This window comes from Plasticicumulans lactativorans, from assembly GCF_004341245.1.
Classification (GTDB): Bacteria; Pseudomonadota; Gammaproteobacteria; order Competibacterales; family Competibacteraceae; genus Plasticicumulans_A; species Plasticicumulans_A lactativorans.
Map to the genome: position 1 here is coordinate 164,133 of NZ_SLWY01000010.1, position 18,806 is coordinate 182,938.

The following is an 18,806-nucleotide window of genomic DNA, read 5'->3' on the forward strand; positions in this document are numbered from 1 at the left end:
CAGCGGCCGCCCGGGCGGTAGCCGTCCTGTAGTGGGCTACGCATGGACTACAAAGCCCGGCGTGCGTCGCGCGGGCGAACTTATACTGACGATCGGCGGTCCCGTGCGGGCCGCCCAGGGTGGCAGCGCGACGCGGGCGATGCTTCGGACCCCGCCCGGCCCCAGGGGCCGGCACTCGCAACAGAAATGCCCACCAACACGAACAGAGCCGAGGAAGCATCGATGTCCGATGACATGAAGAGCGACGATCTGAAGAGCATGGCCCTGCATTACCACCGCACCCCGGTGCCGGGAAAGATCGAGGTGGCACCGACCAAGCCGCTGGCCACGCAGCGCGACCTGGCGCTGGCGTATTCGCCGGGGGTGGCATACGCGTGCGAGGCGATCGTCGAGGACCCGAACGAGGCGGCGACGGTGACCGCACGCGGCAACCTGGTGGCGGTGATCACCAACGGCACCGCGGTGCTCGGCCTCGGCGCGATCGGCCCGCTCGCCGGCAAGCCGGTGATGGAAGGCAAGGGCGTGCTGTTCAAGAAGTTCGCCGGCATCAACGTGTTCGACATCGAGATCGACGAGCGCGATCCGGAGAAGCTGGTCGAGATCATCGCCAGTCTCGAACCGACCTTCGGCGGCATCAACCTCGAGGACATCAAGGCGCCGGAGTGCTTCTACGTCGAGCAGCAACTGCGCAGCCGGATGAAGATCCCGGTGTTCCACGACGACCAGCACGGCACCGCGATCATCACCGCGGCGGCGGTGCTGAACGGCCTGCGCCTGGTCGGCAAGCGCATCGGGGAGGTGCAGCTGGTGTGCTCGGGCGCCGGCGCGGCGGCGATCGCCTGCCTGGACCTGCTGGTCGCGCTCGGCCTCGACCGCGCCAACACGCTGGTGTGTGACTCCAAGGGCGTGATCTTCGCCGGGCGCGACGAGAAGATGGACGCCTCCAAGGCGCGCTACGCCCGCAGCACCGACGCACGCACGCTCGCCGATGCGATCGTCGGCGCCGACATCTTCCTCGGCGTGTCCGGGCCCGGCGTGCTGACCCAGGACATGGTGAAGACCATGGGGCCGCAGCCGTTGATCCTGGCGCTCGCCAACCCGACGCCGGAGATCCTGCCGGAACTGGCCAAGGCGGTGCGCCCCGACGCGATCATCGCCACCGGGCGTTCGGACTATCCGAACCAGGTCAACAACGTGCTCTGCTTTCCGTACATCTTCCGCGGCGCGCTCGACGTCGGCGCGACGGTGATCAACGAGGAGATGAAGCTCGCCTGCGTGCGGGCGCTCGCCGACCTGACGATGCAGGAGCCGACCGAGGAGGTGATGGCGGCCTACAGCGACCAGACGCTGAGCTTCGGCCCCGAGTACCTGATCCCCAAGCCCTTCGATCCGCGGCTGATCCTGGAGATGCCGATCGCGGTCGCCCGCGCCGCGATGGCCTCGGGCGTGGCCACGCGCCCGATCGAGGACTTCACCGCCTACCGCGAGGAGCTGTCGCGCTTCGTGATCCGCTCCGGCATGGTCATGAAGCCGGTGTTCGAGCGCGCCAAGGCCGACCCCAAACGCGTGGTCTACGCCGAAGGCGAGGACGACCGCGTGCTGCGCGCGGTGCAGGTGGTGGTCGACGACGGCCTGGCCAGGCCGCTGCTGATCGGGCGCCCCGAGCGCATCGCCGAACGCATCAAGGCGCTCGGCCTGCACGTGCGCCCGGGCGAGGACGTCGAGGTCGTCGACATGCGCGACCACCCGTACTACGAGGCCTGCTGGAAGGAATACCACCGCCTGCGCGAGCGCCGCGGCATGACGATGGAGAACGCGCGCATCCGCGTGCGCACCCGCGGCACCGTGCTCGGTGCGCTGATGGTGCGCCTGGGGCTGGCCGACACGATGATCTGCGGCACGGTGGGGCGCTTCCGCCGCCACTACGAGCACATCGTCGACGTCATCGGCCAGCGCAACAGCGTGCAGCAGCCGGCGGCGATGAGCCTGCTGCTGACGCCCAAGGGACCGCTGTTCCTCGCCGACACCCACATCAACATCGAACCGAGCGCGGAGGAGATCGCGCAGATCACGGCGCTGGCGGCCGAGGAGGTGCGCCGCTTCGGCATCACGCCGAAGGTGGCGCTCTTGTCGCACTCCAACTTCGGCTCCGACGAGACCGCCTCGTCGCGCAAGATGGCGCGCGCGTTCGAACTGCTGAAGGACATGGCGCCCGAACTCGAGGTCGAAGGCGAGATGCAGGGCGACACGGCGCTGTCCGAGCCGCTGCGCAACCGCCTGTTCCCGAACTCGACGCTCAGCGGTTCGGCCAACCTGCTGATCCTGCCGACGCTCGATGCCGCCAACATCGCCTACAACCTGGTGAAGATGGTCACCGACGCGGTGGCGATCGGCCCGATGCTGATGGGCGTGGCCAAGCCGGTGCACGTGTTGACCACCGCCGCCACGGTGCGGCGCATCGTCAACATGAGCGCGCTGGCGGCGGTCGATGCGCAGGTGTTCGCCGCGCAGGAGCCCGATCCGAGCATCTGAGTGCGCTTCCCCGCACCGGTGTAGCCCCCGGCGAGGGCGACCGCGAGGTCGCCCTCGCGCTTTTGTCCGCCGTGCCGATACAGGAGTGGATGTCGTGGAGCTCAAATGGCTGGAGGATTTTCTCAGCCTGGCCGAAACCCGCAGTTTCTCGCGCTCGGCCGAGGTGCGTTACGTCACGCAGTCGACCTTCAGCCGGCGCATCAAGGCGCTGGAGCTGTGGATCGGCGTGCCGCTGGTCGATCGCAGTTCCTACCCGACCACGCTGACCCCGGCCGGCGCGGCCTTCCGCGACACCGCCGAGGAAGCCTTGCGCGTGCTCTACGAGATGCGCGACGAGCTGCGCGGCAAGCAGCGCACCAATCGCGACGCGGTGACCTTCTACGCGCTGCACGCGCTGACGGTGACCTTCTTCCCGAAGTGGCTGAGCGCCTGCGTGGCCCGCATCGGGCGCTTCGATTCGCGCCTGGTGCCCGACAACCCCCACAACTGCGTGCGTGCGCTGTTCGAGGGCAGCGCCGACTTCGTGCTGAGCTACGCGCACCCGTCGATCCCGCTGCTGCTCGACCCCGGGCGCTACCCCTCGGTGCACCTGGCGAGCGAGCGTTTCTTCGCGATCAGCGCACCGGATGCACGCGGCGAACCGCGCTACCGGCTGCCGGGCTCGCGCCGCGCGCCGCTGCCGTACCTGGCGTACTCGCCGAACACCTTCCTCGGCCAGGCGGTCGAGTTCATCGTCGGCCAGCAGGCCGAGCCGCCGCACCTGCGCTGCTGCTTCGAGAACCCGATGGCCGACGCGCTGAAGGCGATGGCGGTCGAGGGGCACGGCATCGCCTGGATGCCGGAGAACCTGATCGCCGAGGAACTGCAGCAGGGGCTGCTGGTGCCCGCCGGCGACGCCGGCTTCGCCACCGGGCTCGACGTGCGCCTGTACCGCGCCCTCGGTGGCGAGCGCAGCATCGTCGACACCATCTGGTCGAACCTCGGCTGATCCCGCCGCGGCGTACAACCGTAACTTTATGCATGACATGCATGGGCGCATCCGTGCTCCGCATGCTATGCACGCGACGCATGGGGCCGCGCTGATTTCTCATTGGACCGCGCAGCGCTGTAACTCGAATATGCACGCACCCGCCGGATCGCCCTCGCAGCCGCGAACAAGGGAAATCGCCGGGCCCATGCCACTGCATCTTTCGAGGAACAGACGAGAAATGACGAACGCCCCCGAAAATTTCCGCGTCGAATACGATCTGCTCGGCGAACGCCAGATTCCGAACAGCGCGTATTACGGCGTACAGACCCTGCGTGCGCAGGAGAACTTCCGCATCACCGACATCACCCTCGCGCATTTCCCGAATTTCATCCGCGCGCTGGCGATGGTGAAGAAGGCGGCGGCGATCGCCAACCAGAAGCTCGGCCAGCTTTCCCCGGAACTGAGTGCGGCGATCTGCGTGGCGTGCGATGAGATCATCGCGGGGCGCTTGCACGACGAGTTCGTCGTCGACATGATCCAGGGCGGGGCGGGCACCTCGACCAACATGAACGCCAACGAGGTGATCGCCAATCGCGGGCTGGAACTGCTCGGCCACCGCAAGGGCGAATACCAGTACCTGCACCCGAACAACCACGTCAATCTGTCGCAGTCGACCAATGACGTCTACCCCACGGCGATCCGCCTCGGCCTGCTGCTGAGCTACAACGATCTGGTGCAGGCGATGGAAACCCTGTGCGGCGATCTGCGGTGCAAGGCGGGCGAGTTCGGCGGCGTCATCAAGATGGGCCGCACCCAGTTGCAGGACGCGGTGCCGATGACGCTGGGGCAGGAGTTCGGCGCCTTCGCGACCACGGTCGGCGAGGACATCGACCGCATCCGCGAGATGGTCAAGCTGTTCCGCGAAATCAACATGGGCGCGACCGCGATCGGCACCGGCATCAACACCGATCCCGATTACGCGCCGCTGGTGGTCGCGGAGCTGTCGCAGATCGCCGGCGTGCCGCTGGTGCTGGCCGACAACCTGGTCGAGGCGACCTCCGACACCGGCGCCTTCGTCATGTTCTCCGGCACGCTGAAGCGCGTCGCGGTGAAGATCTCCAAGATCTGCAACGACCTGCGCCTGCTCGCCAGCGGCCCGCGCGCCGGCTTCGGCGAGATCAACCTGCCGCCGATGCAGCCGGGTTCGTCGATCATGCCGGGCAAGGTCAACCCGGTGATCCCCGAGGTGGTGAACCAGGTCGCCTACCAGGTGATCGGCAACGACCTGGTGGTGACCTTCGCCGCCGAGGCCGGGCAGCTGCAGCTCAACGTGATGGAGCCGGTGATCGCCTTCAACATCCTGCAGTCGATGCGGATGATGACGCGTGCGATGGACGTGCTGGCCGAGCGCTGCGTGCGCGGCATCACCGCCAACGAGGCGCGCTGTCGCGAACTGGTCGAGAACAGCATCGGCATCATCACCGCGCTGAACCCCTACATCGGCTACGAGAACTCCACGCGCATCGCCAAGCAGGCGCTGGAGACCGGCCGGCGTGTCGCCGACCTGGTGCTCGAACAGGGCCTGCTGAGCCCCGAGCAGCTCGCCGACATCCTCAAGCCCGAGCACATGACGCAGCCGCGTCGCGTCGCCGGCTAAGTCCCCAGCACTCCAAGCGTTTCACCCCCGACCCGGCGCGACCCGCGCGCGCCGGTAGGGTCTGTTCGTGCCCGTTTCGCCCAAATAAAGAGTCCTGAGAGGAGAACCGACCATGTTGCGCAAGACCCCGATCGCCCTGCTGATCGCCGCCACGCTGTGCACCGGCGCCGCCTTCGCCGGCACCGCCCAGCCCGCGATCAAGGTGCTCGCCACCGGCGGCACCATCGCCGGCACCGGCGAGTCCGCCGGCAGCGGTGCCTACACCTCGGCGCGCCTGCCGATCGACGCGCTGCTCGACGCCGTGCCCGAGGCGAAGAAGCTCGCCCGCCTCAGCGGCGAGCAGGTGGTGCAGCTCGGCAGCCAGGCGATGACCCCCGAGGTGTGGCTGAAGATCGCCCGGCGCGCCAACGAGCTGCTGGCCTCGCCCGAGGTCGACGGCCTGGTGATCACGCACGGCACCGACACGCTGGAAGAGACCGCGTACTTCCTGAACCTCACGCTGCGCAGCGACAAGCCGGTGGTGCTGGTCGGCGCGATGCGCCCGTCGACGGCGATCAGCGCCGACGGCCCGGCGAACCTCTACGAGGCGATCACCCTGGCGGCGTCGCCGCAGGCCGCGGGCAAGGGCGTGCTGGTGGCGATGAACGATCAGGTGCTCGACGCCCGCGGCGTGACCAAGACCAGCACCACCAGCGTCGCCACCTTCCGCTCGCCCAACGAAGGGCCGCTCGGCAGCGTCGCCAACGGCAAGGTGGAGCTGATGCGCACGGTGCTGCGCACCCACACCCGCACGAGCACCTTCGACGTCGCCAAGCTCGACAGCCTGCCGCGGGTCGAGATCGTCTACGGCTACGCCGGCGACAACAGCGCGCAGATCGACGCCGCGGTGAAGAGCGGCGCGGCGGGCATCGTCTTCGCCGGCGTCGGTAACGGCAACTTCAATCCGGCCGTGGAGAAGGCCCTGGCCGAGGCGCGCCAGAAGGGGGTCGCCGTGGTCCGCAGCAGCCGCGCCGGCAGCGGGCGAGTGACGCTGGACGGCGAGGTCGATGACGCCAAGTACGGCTTCGTCGTCGCCGACGATCTCAATCCGCAGAAGGCGCGTGTGCTGCTGATGCTCGCGCTGACGCAGACCCAGGATCCGCAGGCGCTCCAGAAGCTGTTCTTCACGTACTGAGCCGCTGCCCGCCCGCCGTCCGTTGCCGGGGCGGCGGGCCCCGTTTCCAGAGGAGAAGACGAACCATGCGATCCAACAAACTGACGAGCTACATCCTCGTCGCGATGGTGCTCGGCGTGATCACCGGCCAGGCCGTGCGCGAACTGGTGCCCGATCCGGAATGGGTGAAGAGCTTCGCTGCCAACATCTCGCTGCTGACCGAGATCTTCCTGCGCCTGATCAAGATGATCATCGCGCCGCTGGTGTTCACCACGCTGGTGGTCGGCATCGCCAAGATGGACGACATCGGCACCGTCGGCCGCATCGGCGCGAAGACCCTGCTGTGGTTCGTCGGCGCCTCGGCGGTGTCGATCACCCTCGGCATGCTGCTGGTCAACCTGTTCCAGCCCGGCGTGGCCTCCGGCCTCACGCTGCCCGATGCGGGCGCGGTGACCGGCCTGCAGAAGAGCGCGCTGTCGCTGAAGGAATTCGTCGCGCACCTGGTGCCGAAGAGCGTCATCGAGGCGATGGCGACCAACGAGATCCTGCAGATCGTCGTGTTCGCGGTGTTCTTCGGCCTCGCCGCGGCGGCGCTGGGGCAGCGTACCCGCGCGCTGATCGCCGACCTCGACATGCTCGCGCACATCATGCTGAAGGTGACGACCTTCGTGATGAACTTCTCGCCGATCGCGGTGTTCGCGGCGATGGCGGCGATCGTCGCCCGCCAGGGGCTCGGCGTGCTGGCCACCTACGGCAAGTTCATCGGTGAGTTCTACATCGGCATCGCGCTGCTGCTGATCCTGCTGGTGGCCGCCGCGAGCCTCGTGCTCGGCCGCCGCGTCCTGCGCCTGGTGAAGTACCTGCGCGAGCCGACGCTGCTCGCCTTCAGCACCGCGAGCAGCGAGGCCGCCTTCCCGAAGACCCTGGAGCAGCTCGAGCGCTTCGGCTGCAGCAACAAGGTCGCGAGCTTCGTGCTGCCGATGGGCTACTCGTTCAACCTCGACGGCTCGATGATGTTCTGCGCCTTCGCCTCGATGTTCGTCGCCCAGGTCTATGGCGTCGACATGAGCATCGGTTCGCAGGTGGCACTGGCGCTGACGCTGATGATCACCAGCAAGGGCATCGCCGGCGTGCCGCGCGCCTCGCTGGTGGTGGTGGCGGCGACGCTGCCCTCGGTGGGCATCCCCGAAGCGGGCCTGCTGCTGCTGATCGGCATCGACCAGTTCTTCGACATGGGGCGCACCGCGGTCAACGTCATCGGCAATGGCATCGCCACCGCGGTGGTGTCGAAGTGGGAAGGTGACCTGCAGCCGCATGCGCACGCCGAACCCGCGGCGCCGGCCAAGCCCGGTGCGGGCGCCGGCGAGGCGCCGGTGGCCGAACCCGCCGTCTCCTGAGATCCACGCCCGACGAGGCCCCGCGACGCCCGGCACGGATGCCGGTGCGCCGCGGGGCGTACTGCTGCCGCGATGTGGTAGCGACATCCACGATGGCGCACGGACGGGACGCGTCATTGCGTTGGTCGAAACCACGAGCGGACCGTTAACATAGCCCGCCATCCACCTGACCGCCGGGAGCGTACGCGGTCGGGCGGAGCCATCCGCACGCACGAGAATTCGAGGGAGCCCCTAGATGTCCGACGATCTGAAGAGCATGGCCCTGCATTACCACCGCACCCCGGTGCCGGGAAAGATCGAGGTGGCGCCGACCAAACCGCTGGCCACGCAGCGCGACCTGGCGCTGGCGTACTCGCCGGGGGTGGCGTACGCGTGCGAGGCGATCGTCGAGGACCCGAACGAGGCGGCGACGGTGACCGCACGCGGCAACCTGGTGGCGGTGATCACCAACGGCACCGCGGTGCTCGGCCTCGGCGCGATCGGCCCGCTCGCCGCCAAGCCGGTGATGGAAGGCAAGGGCGTGCTGTTCAAGAAGTTCGCCGGCATCAACGTGTTCGACATCGAGATCGACGAGCGCGACCCCGATGCGCTGATCGACACCATCGCCCGGCTCGAACCGACCTTCGGCGGCATCAACCTCGAGGACATCAAGGCGCCGGAGTGCTTCTACATCGAGGAGCAGTTGCGCAGCCGGATGAAGATCCCGGTGTTCCACGACGACCAGCACGGCACCGCGATCGTCGTCGGCTCCGCGGTGTTCAACGCCCTGCGCCTGGTCGGCAAGGACATGCAGAAGGTCAAGCTGGTGTGCTCGGGCGCCGGTGCGGCGGCGCTGGCCTGCCTCGAACTGCTGGTGTCGCTCGGCATCCCGCGCGGCAACATCTGGGTCAGCGACATCGAGGGCGTGGTCTACCAGGGACGCACCACGCTGATGGACGAGCGCAAGGCGCGCTTCGCCCAGGAGACCTCGGCGCGCAAGCTCGCCGAGATCGTCGCCGGCGCCGACATCTTCCTCGGCCTGTCGGCGCCGGGGGTGCTGTCGGGCGAGATGGTCGCCACGATGGCGGCGCAGCCGCTGATCTTCGCGCTGGCCAATCCGACCCCCGAGATCCTGCCCGAGATCGCCAAGGCCGCGCGCCCCGACGCGATCATCGCCACCGGGCGCTCGGACTACCCGAACCAGGTCAACAACGTCCTGGTGTTCCCGTACATCTTCCGCGGCGCGCTCGACGTCGGCGCGACCACCATCAACGAGGAGATGAAGCTCGCCTGCGTGCGGGCGATCGCCGACCTCGCCACGCAGCAACCGACCGAGGAAGTGATGGCGGTCTATGCCGGCCAGGACCTGTCGTTCGGCCCCGAGTACCTGATCCCCAAGCCCTTCGACCCGCGGCTGATCATCGACCTGCCGATCGCGGTCGCCCGCGCGGCGATGGATTCCGGCGTGGCGGCGCGGCCGATCGCCGACTTCGCCGCCTACCGCGAGGAGCTGTCGCGTTACGTCTACCGCTCCGGCATGGTCATGAAGCCGGTGTTCGATCGCGCCCGCACCGAACCCAAGCGCGTGGTGTTCTCCGACGCCGAGGACGACCGCGTGCTGCGTGCGGTGCAGGTGGTGGTGGCCGACGGCCTCGCCCGGCCGATCCTGCTCGGCCGCCGCGAGCGCGTCGAGGCACGCATCCGCGCGCTCGAGCTGAACCTCGTGCTCGGCGAGAACGTCGAGCTCATCGACGTCCGCGACCATCCCTACTTCGACGAGTGCCTGCGCGAATACCACCGCCTGCTGTGCCGCCAGGGCATGACGCTCGACAACGCGCGCATGCGCGTGCGCACCCGCAACACCGTGCTCGGCGCGCTGCTGGTGCGCCTCGACCATGCCGACGCGATGATCTGCGGCACGGTCGGCCGCTACCGGCGCAACCTCGAGCACGTGCTCGACGTGATCGGCCTGCGCCCCGGCGTCAAGAACGCCGCGGCGATGAACATGCTGCTGACGCCGAAGGGGCCGCTGTTCCTCTGCGACACGCACGTCAACTACGACCCCTCGTCGGAGGACATCGCGCACATGACGGTGATGGCCGCCGAGGCGGTGCGCCGCTTCGGCATCACGCCGAAGGTGGCGCTCTTGTCGCACTCCAACTTCGGCTCGGACGATTCGCCGACCGCCCGCAAGATGGCGACGGCGCTGCAGCTCGTCCATGACCTGGCGCCCGGGCTGGAGGTGGAGGGTGAGATGCAGGGCGACACGGCGCTGTCGGAGGTGCTGCGCTCGCGGCTGTTCCCCGATTCGCAGTTGAGCGGCTCGGCCAACCTGCTGATCCTGCCGAACCTCGATGCCGCGAACATTGCCTACAACCTGATCAAGATGGTCTCGGATGCCGTCGCCGTCGGCCCGATGCTGCTCGGCGTGAACCAGCCGGTGCACGTGCTGACCAATGCCTCCACGGTGCGGCGCATCGTCAACATGAGTGCGATCGCGGCGGTCGACGCGCAGCTGCTGGAGGTCGTGCAGGGCGCCTGAGTCCGCGTACCGCGGGGTGAAAAGAAAGGGCGACCCGCGGGTCGCCCTTGTTTTTTGCCACGCGGCCGTCAGCCCGAGTGCAGCAGTGCCTGTTCGATCTCGGCGAAGGTGGTGGGACGGTCGGCCGGGTGGATGTCGAGCCCCAGTTGCTTGCCGATCTGTGCGAGCGAGAAGATGCCGCGGATCGCCTCCTTGCCGGTGGTGTCGTCGAAGTCGAGCACCAGCGCGTGCTGGCGTCCGGAGTCGCGCAGCGTGGCGATGATGTCGCCGACGCGGGCGCGCAGCACGTCCTCCAGCGGCAGCACCTCGAGCTTCGGATACAGCGTCATGATGTCGCGCACCAGCAGCTCCTCGAACTTGCCGCCGGTCTTTTCGAGGATGCGCATCGGCTTCTCGCCCTGGATGTCGCGGCTGGTGATCAGGCCGCGCACGGTGCCGTCGGGGTCGACGACCAGGAGCATGCGCACGCCGCCCTTGACCATCCGTTCGAGCGCCATGCTGAGCGGCGTGGTCAGCGACACCATGATCGCCGCGACCTGACGCAGGTCGGTCATCACGTCGATCGCGGGATCCTCCTGGCGCACCCGCTCGGGCAGGGCCTGGTGGGGGCGGAAGTAGGTGACGCCGACATCGAGCTTACGGAATGTAAGCGTGTTGAACTTGCCATGCTCCATAGGGGCCTCCGGGATGATTGAGACGCGGACCGTCCATAGGCATAGACCTCGGCGATCACCTTGTAAATCCGTGGCTGTCGCGTGATCAGCGCGGCCCGTGCGGGCCCCGCAGGATGTTGTCGGACCAGCGCAGCACCGCGCGCACCCGCGGCGTCAGCAGTTCCCAGGCTTCGTCGCGGCGCACCCAGCGGTACTCGCTGTGCTCGGGGCGCCCCAGCTCGGGGCTCACCGGGAGTTCGACGTGGGTGCAGCCGGTGCAGGCGATGTAGTAGCGCGCCACCTTGGCACCGTGGTTGTAGGGCGGGGTCTCGCGGAACACCTCGCCCCAGCGGAAGTCGAGCTCGGTGATCGTGGTCTCCTCGCGCACCTCGCGGATCGCGGCGGCGAGCGGCGTCTCGCCGGGTTCGCACATGCCCTTGGGGAAGTCCCAGTAGTTGAAGGCGCGCAGCAGCAGGTAGCGCCAGCTCTTGCGTTCGGGGCGGTGCAGCAGGATCACGCCGCAGGACAGGATGCGCACGCCGCTGCCCGCGGCCGGGAGGGTGTCCCTCAGTGCGCTCAGCCTCGACATGGTCGGGCCCTGCTCAGCCGGCCGCGTGGTACGGCCGCGAGAGTTCATGTACGGCATCGATCATCACCCTGGCATGTTCGGGGTCGACCTGCGGGTGGATGCCGTGGCCGAGGTTGAAGACGTGCCCCGGGCCGCGGCCGAAGCTCGCCAGCACCCGCCCGACCTCCTCGCGGATGCGCTCCGGCGGCGCATAGAGCACGCAGGGGTCGAGGTTGCCCTGTAGGGCGACGCGCTCACCGACGCGCGCGCGCGCCGCGCCGAGCTCGGTGGTCCAGTCCAGGCCGAGCGCGTCGCAGCCGCTGTCGGCCATCGCTTCGAGCCACTGGCCGCCGCCCTTGGTGAACAGGATCACCGGCACGCGCCGGCCTTCGGCCGTGCGGGTCAGCCCTTCGACGATGCGCGCCATGTAGGCGAGCGAGAACTCGCGGTAGGGGGTCGGGGCGAGCAGCCCGCCCCAGGTGTCGAACACCATCACCGCCTGCGCGCCGGCCGCGATCTGCGCGTTCAGGTAGGCGGTGACCGCGCGCGCGGTGACGTCGAGCAGGGCGTGCAGCAGTTCCGGGCGGCTGTAGAGCAGGCCCTTGATCAGCGCGAACTCCTTGCTGGAGCCGCCCTCGACCATGTAGGTGGCGAGGGTCCAGGGGCTGCCGGCGAAGCCGATCAGCGGTACGCGGCCGTCGAGCTCGCGGCGGATCAGGCGCACCGCGTCGACGACGTAGCGCAGCTCGCGCTCGGGGTCGGGGACCGCGAGGCGGCGCACGTCGGCCTCGCTGCGCACCGGGCGCGCGAAGCGCGGCCCCTCGCCCTCGGCGAAGGACAGGCCCAGGCCCATCGCGTCGGGCACCGTGAGGATGTCGGAGAACAGGATCGCCGCGTCGAGCGCGAAGCGGGCCAGCGGCTGCAGGGTCACCTCGCAGGCCAGTTCCGGCGTGGTGCACAGGGTCATGAAGCTGCCGGCGCGGGCGCGGGTGCTGCGGTACTCGGGGAGGTAGCGACCGGCCTGGCGCATCATCCAGACCGGGGTGAGGTCGACCGGCTCGCGCAGCAGGGCGCGCAGGAAGCGGTCGTTCTGGAGCGGTTGCATCACGGGTTGCTCGACGAGGGTGCACGCACGGTGCGACCGCGCAAGTGTGGCCGCCGTGTCACAGACCTGCAACTCGGCGGCGCGGCTGCCGGTGCCCGAAAACGGAAAAAGCCGGCGGCCGCCGGCTTTTTCATGGTGCACGCGGGGACGCGCGCGCGTCAGACCTCGAGGAAATCGAGGATGCCGCGCGCCGCCTCGCGCCCTTCGAACACCGCGGTGACGACCAGGTCGGAGCCGCGCACCATGTCGCCGCCGGCGAACACCTTCGGGTTCGCGGTCTGGAACTGGGCGTGGGAGCCGGCGGGACGCACCTGCACGCGCCCGCGCTCGTCGGTGCCGACGCCGAACTCGGCGAACCAGGGCTGCGGATCGGGGCGGAAGCCGAAGGCGATCAGCACGCGGTCGGCGGGGATGATCTCCTCCGAGCCGGGCACCACCTCGGGGGAGCGGCGGCCGCGCGCATCCGGGGCGCCGAGGCGGGTGGTGACGACCTTGACGCCCTCGACCTTCTCGTTGCCGACGATCTCCACCGGCTGGCGGTTCCACAGGAAGCGCACGCCTTCCTCCTTGGCGTTGGCGACCTCACGCTTCGACCCCGGCATGTTGGCCTCGTCGCGGCGGTAGGCGCAGGTGACGCTCGCCGCGCCCTGGCGGATCGAGGTGCGGTTGCAGTCCATCGCGGTGTCGCCGCCGCCGAGCACCACCACGCGACGGCCGTTCATGTCGATGAAGTCGGCGGGGCTCTTCTCGTAGCCGAGCAGGCGGTTGATGTTGGAGATCAGGAAGGGCAGGGCGTCGTACACCCCGGGGAGGTCCTCGCCCGGGAAGCCGCCCTTCATGTAGGTGTAGGTGCCCATGCCGAGGAACACGGCATCGAACTCGTCGACGAGCGTCTGGAAGGCGAGGTCACGGCCGACCTCGACGCCGAGGCGGAATTCGACGCCCATGCCTTCGAGCACCTCGCGGCGGCGCTGCACCACGTCCTTCTCGAGCTTGAACGGCGGGATGCCGAAGGTCAGCAGGCCGCCGATCTGCGGGTGGCGGTCGAACACCACCGCCTTGACGCCGTTGCGGGCGAGCACGTCGGCACAGCCCAGGCCGGCGGGGCCGGCACCGATCACCGCCACGCGCTTGCCGGTGGGCTTGACCTGCGACAGGTCGGGCCGCCAGCCCGCGGCGAGCGCGGTGTCGGTGATGTACTTCTCGACCGAGCCGATGGTGACCGCGCCGAAGCCGTCGTTCAGCGTGCACGCGCCCTCGCACAGGCGGTCCTGCGGACAGACGCGGCCGCAGATCTCGGGCAGGGAGTTGGTCTTGTGCGAGAGCTCGGCCGCCTCGAACAGGTTGCCCTCGTTGACGAGCTGCAGCCAGTTCGGGATGTAGTTGTGCACCGGGCACTTCCACTCGCAGTACGGATTGCCGCAGTGCAGGCAGCGCCCCGACTGCGCGGCCGCGGCCGCGGGTTCGAACTGGCCGTAGATCTCCTTGAACTGGGAGCGGCGGATCTCGGCCGGCACCTTGGCGGGGTCGATGCGGCCGACGTCGAGGAACAGCAGGGGCTTGGCTTTGGACATGGCTATCCGCTTTCCGGTGTAGGCAGTAATCGGGCGGCTGCCGGGGCGGCGCGCGGCCGCCCCGGCGTGGTGCGGGCAGCGGCTCAGGCCGCGCGCCGCAGGGTGTCGATCAGGCCGTTGAGGTCGGCCGCCTTGGGCTTGATCAGCCAGAACTTGCCGACGTAGTGGCGGAAGTCGTCGAGGATCGCCTGGCCCCACGGGCTGCCGGTCTCGGCCACGAACTCCTCGATCATCGAGCGCAGGTAGTTGCGCTGCGGCTCCATCGCCTCGGTCGAGATGCGGTGGATGTCGATCAGCTCGTGGTTGTAGCGGTCGACGAAGTTGTTGTCCTCGTCGAGCACGCAGGCGAAGCCGCCGGTCATGCCGGCACCGAAGTTGACGCCGGTGCGCCCGAGCACCACCACCACGCCGCCCGTCATGTACTCGCAGCCGTGGTCGCCGACGCCTTCCACCACCGCGAACGCCCCCGAGTTGCGCACCGCGAAGCGCTCGCCGGCCTGGCCGGCGGCGAACAGCTTGCCGCCGGTCGCGCCGTACAGGCAGGTGTTGCCGATGATGGTGGCGTGCTGGCTCGCGTAGCTGGCGCTGCGCGGCGGATAGATCACCAGCTTGCCGCCGGCCATGCCTTTGCCGACGTAGTCGTTGGCGTCGCCTTCGAGCACCAGGTTGAGGCCGGCGGCGTTCCACACGCCGAAGCTCTGCCCGGCGGTGCCGGTCAGCCTGAGCGTGATCGGCGTGTCGGCCATGCCGTAGTCGCCATGGCGCTTGGCGATCTCGCCGGACAGCCGCGCACCGATCGAGCGGTTGGTGTTGTTCAGCACGTAGGCGAACTCGCCGCCGGCCTTCTTCTCGATCGCCGGCAGCGTGTCGCGCACCATCTGCTCGGCCAGCTCGCCCTTGTCATAGGGCGCGTTGTGCGGTTCGACGCAGAAGCGCGCGACCTCGGCGGGCACCCCCGCGTCGGACAGCACCGGCGACAGGTCGAGCCGGCCGTGCTTGGGGTGCGTGCCGGCGATGGCTTCGAGCAGGTCGGTGCGGCCGATCAGGTCGGTGAAGCGGGCCACGCCGAGCGCCGCCATCAGCTCGCGCACCTCCATCGCGATGAACCTGAAGTAGTTCATCACCTTCTCGACGGTGCCCTTGTAGTGGTTCAGGCGCAGCACGTTGTTCTGCGTCGCCACGCCGGTCGCGCAGTTGTTGAGGTGGCAGATGCGCAGGTACTTGCAGCCCATCGCGATCATCGGCCCGGTGCCGAAGCCGAAGCTCTCGGCGCCGAGGATCGCCGCCTTGACCACGTCGAGCCCGGTCTTGAGGCCGCCGTCGGTCTGCAGCCGGACCTTGTCGCGCAGGTTGTTGCGGCGCAGCGTCTGGTGCGTCTCGGTCAGCCCGAGTTCCCACGGTGAGCCCGCGTACTTCACCGAGCTCAGCGGGCTCGCGCCGGTGCCGCCGTCGTAGCCGGCGATGGTGATCAGGTCGGCGTAGGCCTTGGCGACGCCGGCGGCGATGGTGCCGACGCCCGCTTCGGCCACCAGCTTCACCGACACCAGCGCCTGCGGGTTGACCTGCTTCAGGTCGAAGATCAGCTGCGCGAGGTCCTCGATCGAGTAGATGTCGTGGTGCGGCGGCGGCGAGATCAGCGCCACGCCGGGGCGCGAGAAGCGCAGCCGGGCGATGGTGTCGTCGACCTTGTCGCCGGGGAGCTGGCCGCCCTCGCCGGGCTTGGCGCCCTGGGCGATCTTGATCTGCAGCACCTCGGCGTTGACCAGGTAGGCCGGGGTGACGCCGAAGCGCCCCGAGGCGACCTGCTTGATCTTCGACATCCGGATGGTGCCGTAGCGCGCCGGGTCCTCGCCGCCCTCGCCGGAGTTCGAGCGTCCGCCCAGGCGGTTCATCGCCTCGGCGAGGGTTTCGTGCGCCTCGGGCGAGAGCGCGCCCAGCGACATGCCGGCGGAGTCGAAGCGCGGCATGATCGACTCGATCGGCTCGACCATTTCCAGCGGCACCGGCGTGCAGGCTTCGGTGCGCAGGCGCAGCAGGTCGCGGAACATCGCCGGCGGGCGCTCGTTGACCGTCGCCGAGTAGTGCTGCCAGCGCTTGAAGTCGCCGCTGTTGACGGCGGCCTGCAGCTCCTGGACCACGTCGGGGTTGTAGGCGTGGTACTCGCCGCCGTGGATGTACTTGAGCAGGCCGCCCTGTTCGAGCGCCACGCGCGGCAGCCAGGCCTTCTGCGCGAGCGTGCGCTGGTCGGCCTCGAGGTCGGCGAAGTTCGCCCCCTGGATGCGGCTCGGCGTGTGCGTGAAGCACAGCTCCACGACCTCGTCGTGCAGGCCGACGATCTCGAACAACTGCGCGCCGCGGTAGCTGTTGATGGTGCTGATGCCCATCTTCGAGATGATCTTGAACAGGCCCTTGTTGATGCCCTTGCGGTAGTTCTCGGCGAGCTTCGCGGTGTCCCTGGTCTCGATCTCGCCGCTGCGCACCAGGTCTTGGATCACCTCGTTGGCGAGGTAGGGGTAGATCAGCGACGCGCCGAAGCCGATCAGCACGGCGAACTGGTGCGGGTCGCGCGCGGTCGCGGTCTCCACCACCAGGTTGCAGCGACAGCGCAGGCCCTCGCGGGTCAGTCGCTGATGGATCGCGCCGACGGCGAGCAGCGCGTGTGCGGGCAGCTTGCCGCGGGCGATCGCGCGGTCGGACAGCACCAGCATCACGCGCCCGGCGTTCACCGCGGCGACCGCCTCGTCGGTGAAGCGCTGCACCGCCGCCGCCAGCCCTTCCTCGGCCGGATAATTGAGGTCGATCAGGTGGTTGGTGTAGCGGCCGCCGAGGCTCATCAGGGCCCGGAACTTGCCCTCCGAGAGGACCGGGCCGCTGACGACGAGGCGTTCCGACAGGCCCTCGTCCTCGACGAACATGTTGCCCTCGGCGCCGAGGCAGCCTTCGAGCGACATCACGATCGCCTCGCGCAGCGGGTCGATCGGCGGGTTGGTGACCTGCGCGAACTGCTGGCGGAAGTAGTCGTAGACCGAGCGCTCCTGGGTGGACAGGACCGCGAACGGGGTATCGTCGCCCATCGAGCCGACCGCCTCCTGGCCACCCTCGGCCAGGATGCGCAGCAGCTGGTCGCGTTCCTCGAAGGTCACCTGGAAGAGCTTCTGGTAGACCTCGAGTTCTTCGGGCTCGAACGGGTCGGCGCAGGCCTTGTCGACCTTGAACACGCTCTTCAGGTAGTGCGTGTTCTTCGCCAGCCACTTGCGGTACGGCTGGCGGGTCTTCAGCAGGTTGTCGATGTCCGCCGGCGTCAGGATCTGGCCGGTCACGGTGTCGATCGCCAGCATCTCGCCGGGCTTGACGCGTCCCTTGGCGACGACGTCCTCGGGCGCGTAGTCGTACACGCCGATCTCGGAGGCGATGGTGAAATGCCGGTCGCGGGTCTGCACCCAGCGCGCCGGGCGCAGGCCGTTGCGGTCGAGCGTGCACGCGGCGTAGCGGCCGTCGGTGAGCACGATGCCGGCGGGGCCGTCCCACGGCTCCATGTGCATCGAGTTGTACTCGTAGAACGCGCGCAGGTCGGCGTCGAGGTGTTCGACGTTCTGCCAGGCCGGCGGCACCAGCAGGCGCATCGCGCGGAACACGTCCATGCCGCCGGCGAGCAGCACTTCGAGCATGTTGTCGAGCGAGCTGGAGTCGGAGCCGGTCATGTTGACCATCGGCCGCAGGTCCTGCATGTCGAACAGCGGCGAATGGAAGGTGTAACCGCGTGTCAGCGCCCAGTTGCGGTTGCCGCGGATGGTGTTGATCTCGCCGTTGTGGGCGAGGAAGCGGAACGGCTGCGCCAGGCGCCACTGCGGCGTGGTGTTGGTCGAGAAGCGCTGGTGGAACACGCAGATCGACGCTTCGAGCCTGGGGTCGCGCAGGTCGGGGTAGAACACCGGCAGCGCGGCCGGCATCACCAGGCCCTTGTAGCCCAGCGTCTGGCTCGACAGCGTGACGACGTAGAAGGCCGGATCGCTGTCCATCAGTTCGCGCGACGCGCGGCGGCGCGCCAGCAGCAGGTGGCGCTCGAACTCGTCGACGCCCATGCCGTCCGGCGCGTTGACGAACACCTGCTCGAAGCGCGGCAGGGTCTTCAGCGCCTCCTCGCCGCAGCACGTGGTGTCGATCGGCACCTCGCGCCAGCCGGCGGTGGCGAGGCCCTCGCGGGCGATCTCGGCTTCGAGCTGGGCGCGGGCCGATGCCGCCAGCGCGGCGTCGGGGTTCAGGAAGATCAGGCCGGCGGCGAAGCTGGCGGCGAGTTCGAACCCGGCCTCCGCGGCGACCGCGCGCAGGAAGCCCTCCGGCGCCTTCATCAGCAGCCCGCAGCCGTCACCCGACTTGCCGTCGGCGGCGACCGCGCCGCGGTGGGTGAGGCGTGCCAGGGCGTTGATGGACGTCTGGACGAGCCAGTGGCTGGCCTTGTCGTCCATGTGCGCGATCAAGCCGAATCCGCAGTTGTCGTGCTCGAAATCGGGCCGGTAGAGGCCCTGGTCAGTCATCGCTTGCATCGTCGCTCCGCCGAGTAGAGAGCCGCCAAGGGGAACGGCACGTCAATGTGGCCGTTCGGACACGTCCGGGGGTGGTCGCGGGGTGGCGTGAGCGGCATGGGACCGTTCCGGAAGGTCCTTGCGCGCATCGCC

At 69.0% G+C, this 18,806-nt stretch carries 11 protein-coding genes; 6 read left to right on the plus strand and 5 right to left on the minus strand.

Annotated elements, in window-relative coordinates:
• Positions 1 to 222: 222 nt before the first annotated feature.
• The 6 genes from EV699_RS10470 (at position 223) to EV699_RS10495 (ending at position 10,230) form a co-directional block, all read left to right on the plus strand.
• On the plus strand, positions 223 to 2,532 hold the full coding sequence (locus EV699_RS10470; RefSeq protein WP_243662627.1) for an NADP-dependent malic enzyme: 2,310 nt from the start codon (positions 223 to 225) through the stop codon (positions 2,530 to 2,532).
• Between the two features lie 94 nt (positions 2,533 to 2,626).
• Positions 2,627 to 3,520: a LysR substrate-binding domain-containing protein gene (locus tag EV699_RS10475; RefSeq protein ID WP_165904093.1), complete on the plus strand. Its 894-nt coding sequence runs from the start codon at positions 2,627 to 2,629 to the stop codon at positions 3,518 to 3,520.
• A 220-nt stretch (positions 3,521 to 3,740) separates the two neighbouring features.
• Entirely contained in the window at positions 3,741 to 5,159 is a 1,419-nt protein-coding gene (gene aspA / locus EV699_RS10480; protein WP_132542385.1) for an aspartate ammonia-lyase, read from the plus strand.
• Between the two features lie 112 nt (positions 5,160 to 5,271).
• The gene (locus EV699_RS10485) at positions 5,272 to 6,333 is read left to right on the plus strand and encodes a type II asparaginase (RefSeq protein WP_165904094.1); all 1,062 of its coding nucleotides are present in this window, start codon (positions 5,272 to 5,274) and stop codon (positions 6,331 to 6,333) included.
• 65 nt (positions 6,334 to 6,398) lie between these two features.
• A complete protein-coding gene (locus tag EV699_RS10490; protein WP_132542387.1) occupies positions 6,399 to 7,709 on the plus strand; it encodes a dicarboxylate/amino acid:cation symporter in 1,311 nt (436 codons plus the stop codon).
• A 235-nt stretch (positions 7,710 to 7,944) separates the two neighbouring features.
• Positions 7,945 to 10,230: an NADP-dependent malic enzyme gene (locus EV699_RS10495; RefSeq protein ID WP_132542389.1), complete on the plus strand. Its 2,286-nt coding sequence runs from the start codon at positions 7,945 to 7,947 to the stop codon at positions 10,228 to 10,230.
• A 68-nt stretch (positions 10,231 to 10,298) separates the two neighbouring features.
• Here EV699_RS10495 and EV699_RS10500 read toward each other — a convergent pair whose 3' ends face one another.
• The 5 genes from EV699_RS10500 to gltB form a co-directional block, all read right to left on the minus strand.
• Entirely contained in the window at positions 10,299 to 10,904 is a 606-nt protein-coding gene (locus EV699_RS10500) for a CBS domain-containing protein (RefSeq protein WP_132542391.1), read from the minus strand.
• 85 nt (positions 10,905 to 10,989) lie between these two features.
• Positions 10,990 to 11,472, minus strand: a complete 483-nt coding sequence (locus EV699_RS10505) for an NUDIX domain-containing protein (protein ID WP_132542393.1) — start codon at positions 11,470 to 11,472, stop codon at positions 10,990 to 10,992.
• 13 nt (positions 11,473 to 11,485) lie between these two features.
• Positions 11,486 to 12,556, minus strand: a complete 1,071-nt coding sequence (gene hemE / locus EV699_RS10510; RefSeq protein WP_132542395.1) for a uroporphyrinogen decarboxylase — start codon at positions 12,554 to 12,556, stop codon at positions 11,486 to 11,488.
• 158 nt (positions 12,557 to 12,714) lie between these two features.
• Entirely contained in the window at positions 12,715 to 14,130 is a 1,416-nt protein-coding gene (locus tag EV699_RS10515; protein ID WP_132542397.1) for an FAD-dependent oxidoreductase, read from the minus strand.
• 83 nt (positions 14,131 to 14,213) lie between these two features.
• Positions 14,214 to 18,674: a glutamate synthase large subunit gene (gene gltB / locus EV699_RS10520; RefSeq protein ID WP_132542399.1), complete on the minus strand. Its 4,461-nt coding sequence runs from the start codon at positions 18,672 to 18,674 to the stop codon at positions 14,214 to 14,216.
• Between the last annotated feature and the right edge of the window lie 132 nt (positions 18,675 to 18,806).

What these genes read in the sequence shown, in the direction of transcription:
- EV699_RS10470 (WP_243662627.1), top strand. Translation starts at nt 223, where the DNA reads ATGTCCGATGACATGAAGAGCGACGATCTGAAGAGCATGGCCCTGCAT.
- aspA (WP_132542385.1), top strand. Translation starts at nt 3,741, where the DNA reads ATGACGAACGCCCCCGAAAATTTCCGCGTCGAATACGATCTGCTCGGC.
- EV699_RS10485 (WP_165904094.1), top strand. Translation starts at nt 5,272, where the DNA reads ATGTTGCGCAAGACCCCGATCGCCCTGCTGATCGCCGCCACGCTGTGC.
- EV699_RS10490 (WP_132542387.1), top strand. Translation starts at nt 6,399, where the DNA reads ATGCGATCCAACAAACTGACGAGCTACATCCTCGTCGCGATGGTGCTC.
- EV699_RS10495 (WP_132542389.1), top strand. Translation starts at nt 7,945, where the DNA reads ATGTCCGACGATCTGAAGAGCATGGCCCTGCATTACCACCGCACCCCG.
- EV699_RS10500 (WP_132542391.1), bottom strand. Translation starts at nt 10,904, where the DNA reads ATGGAGCATGGCAAGTTCAACACGCTTACATTCCGTAAGCTCGATGTC.
- EV699_RS10505 (WP_132542393.1), bottom strand. Translation starts at nt 11,472, where the DNA reads ATGTCGAGGCTGAGCGCACTGAGGGACACCCTCCCGGCCGCGGGCAGC.
- hemE (WP_132542395.1), bottom strand. Translation starts at nt 12,556, where the DNA reads ATGCAACCGCTCCAGAACGACCGCTTCCTGCGCGCCCTGCTGCGCGAG.
- EV699_RS10515 (WP_132542397.1), bottom strand. Translation starts at nt 14,130, where the DNA reads ATGTCCAAAGCCAAGCCCCTGCTGTTCCTCGACGTCGGCCGCATCGAC.
- gltB (WP_132542399.1), bottom strand. Translation starts at nt 18,674, where the DNA reads ATGCAAGCGATGACTGACCAGGGCCTCTACCGGCCCGATTTCGAGCAC.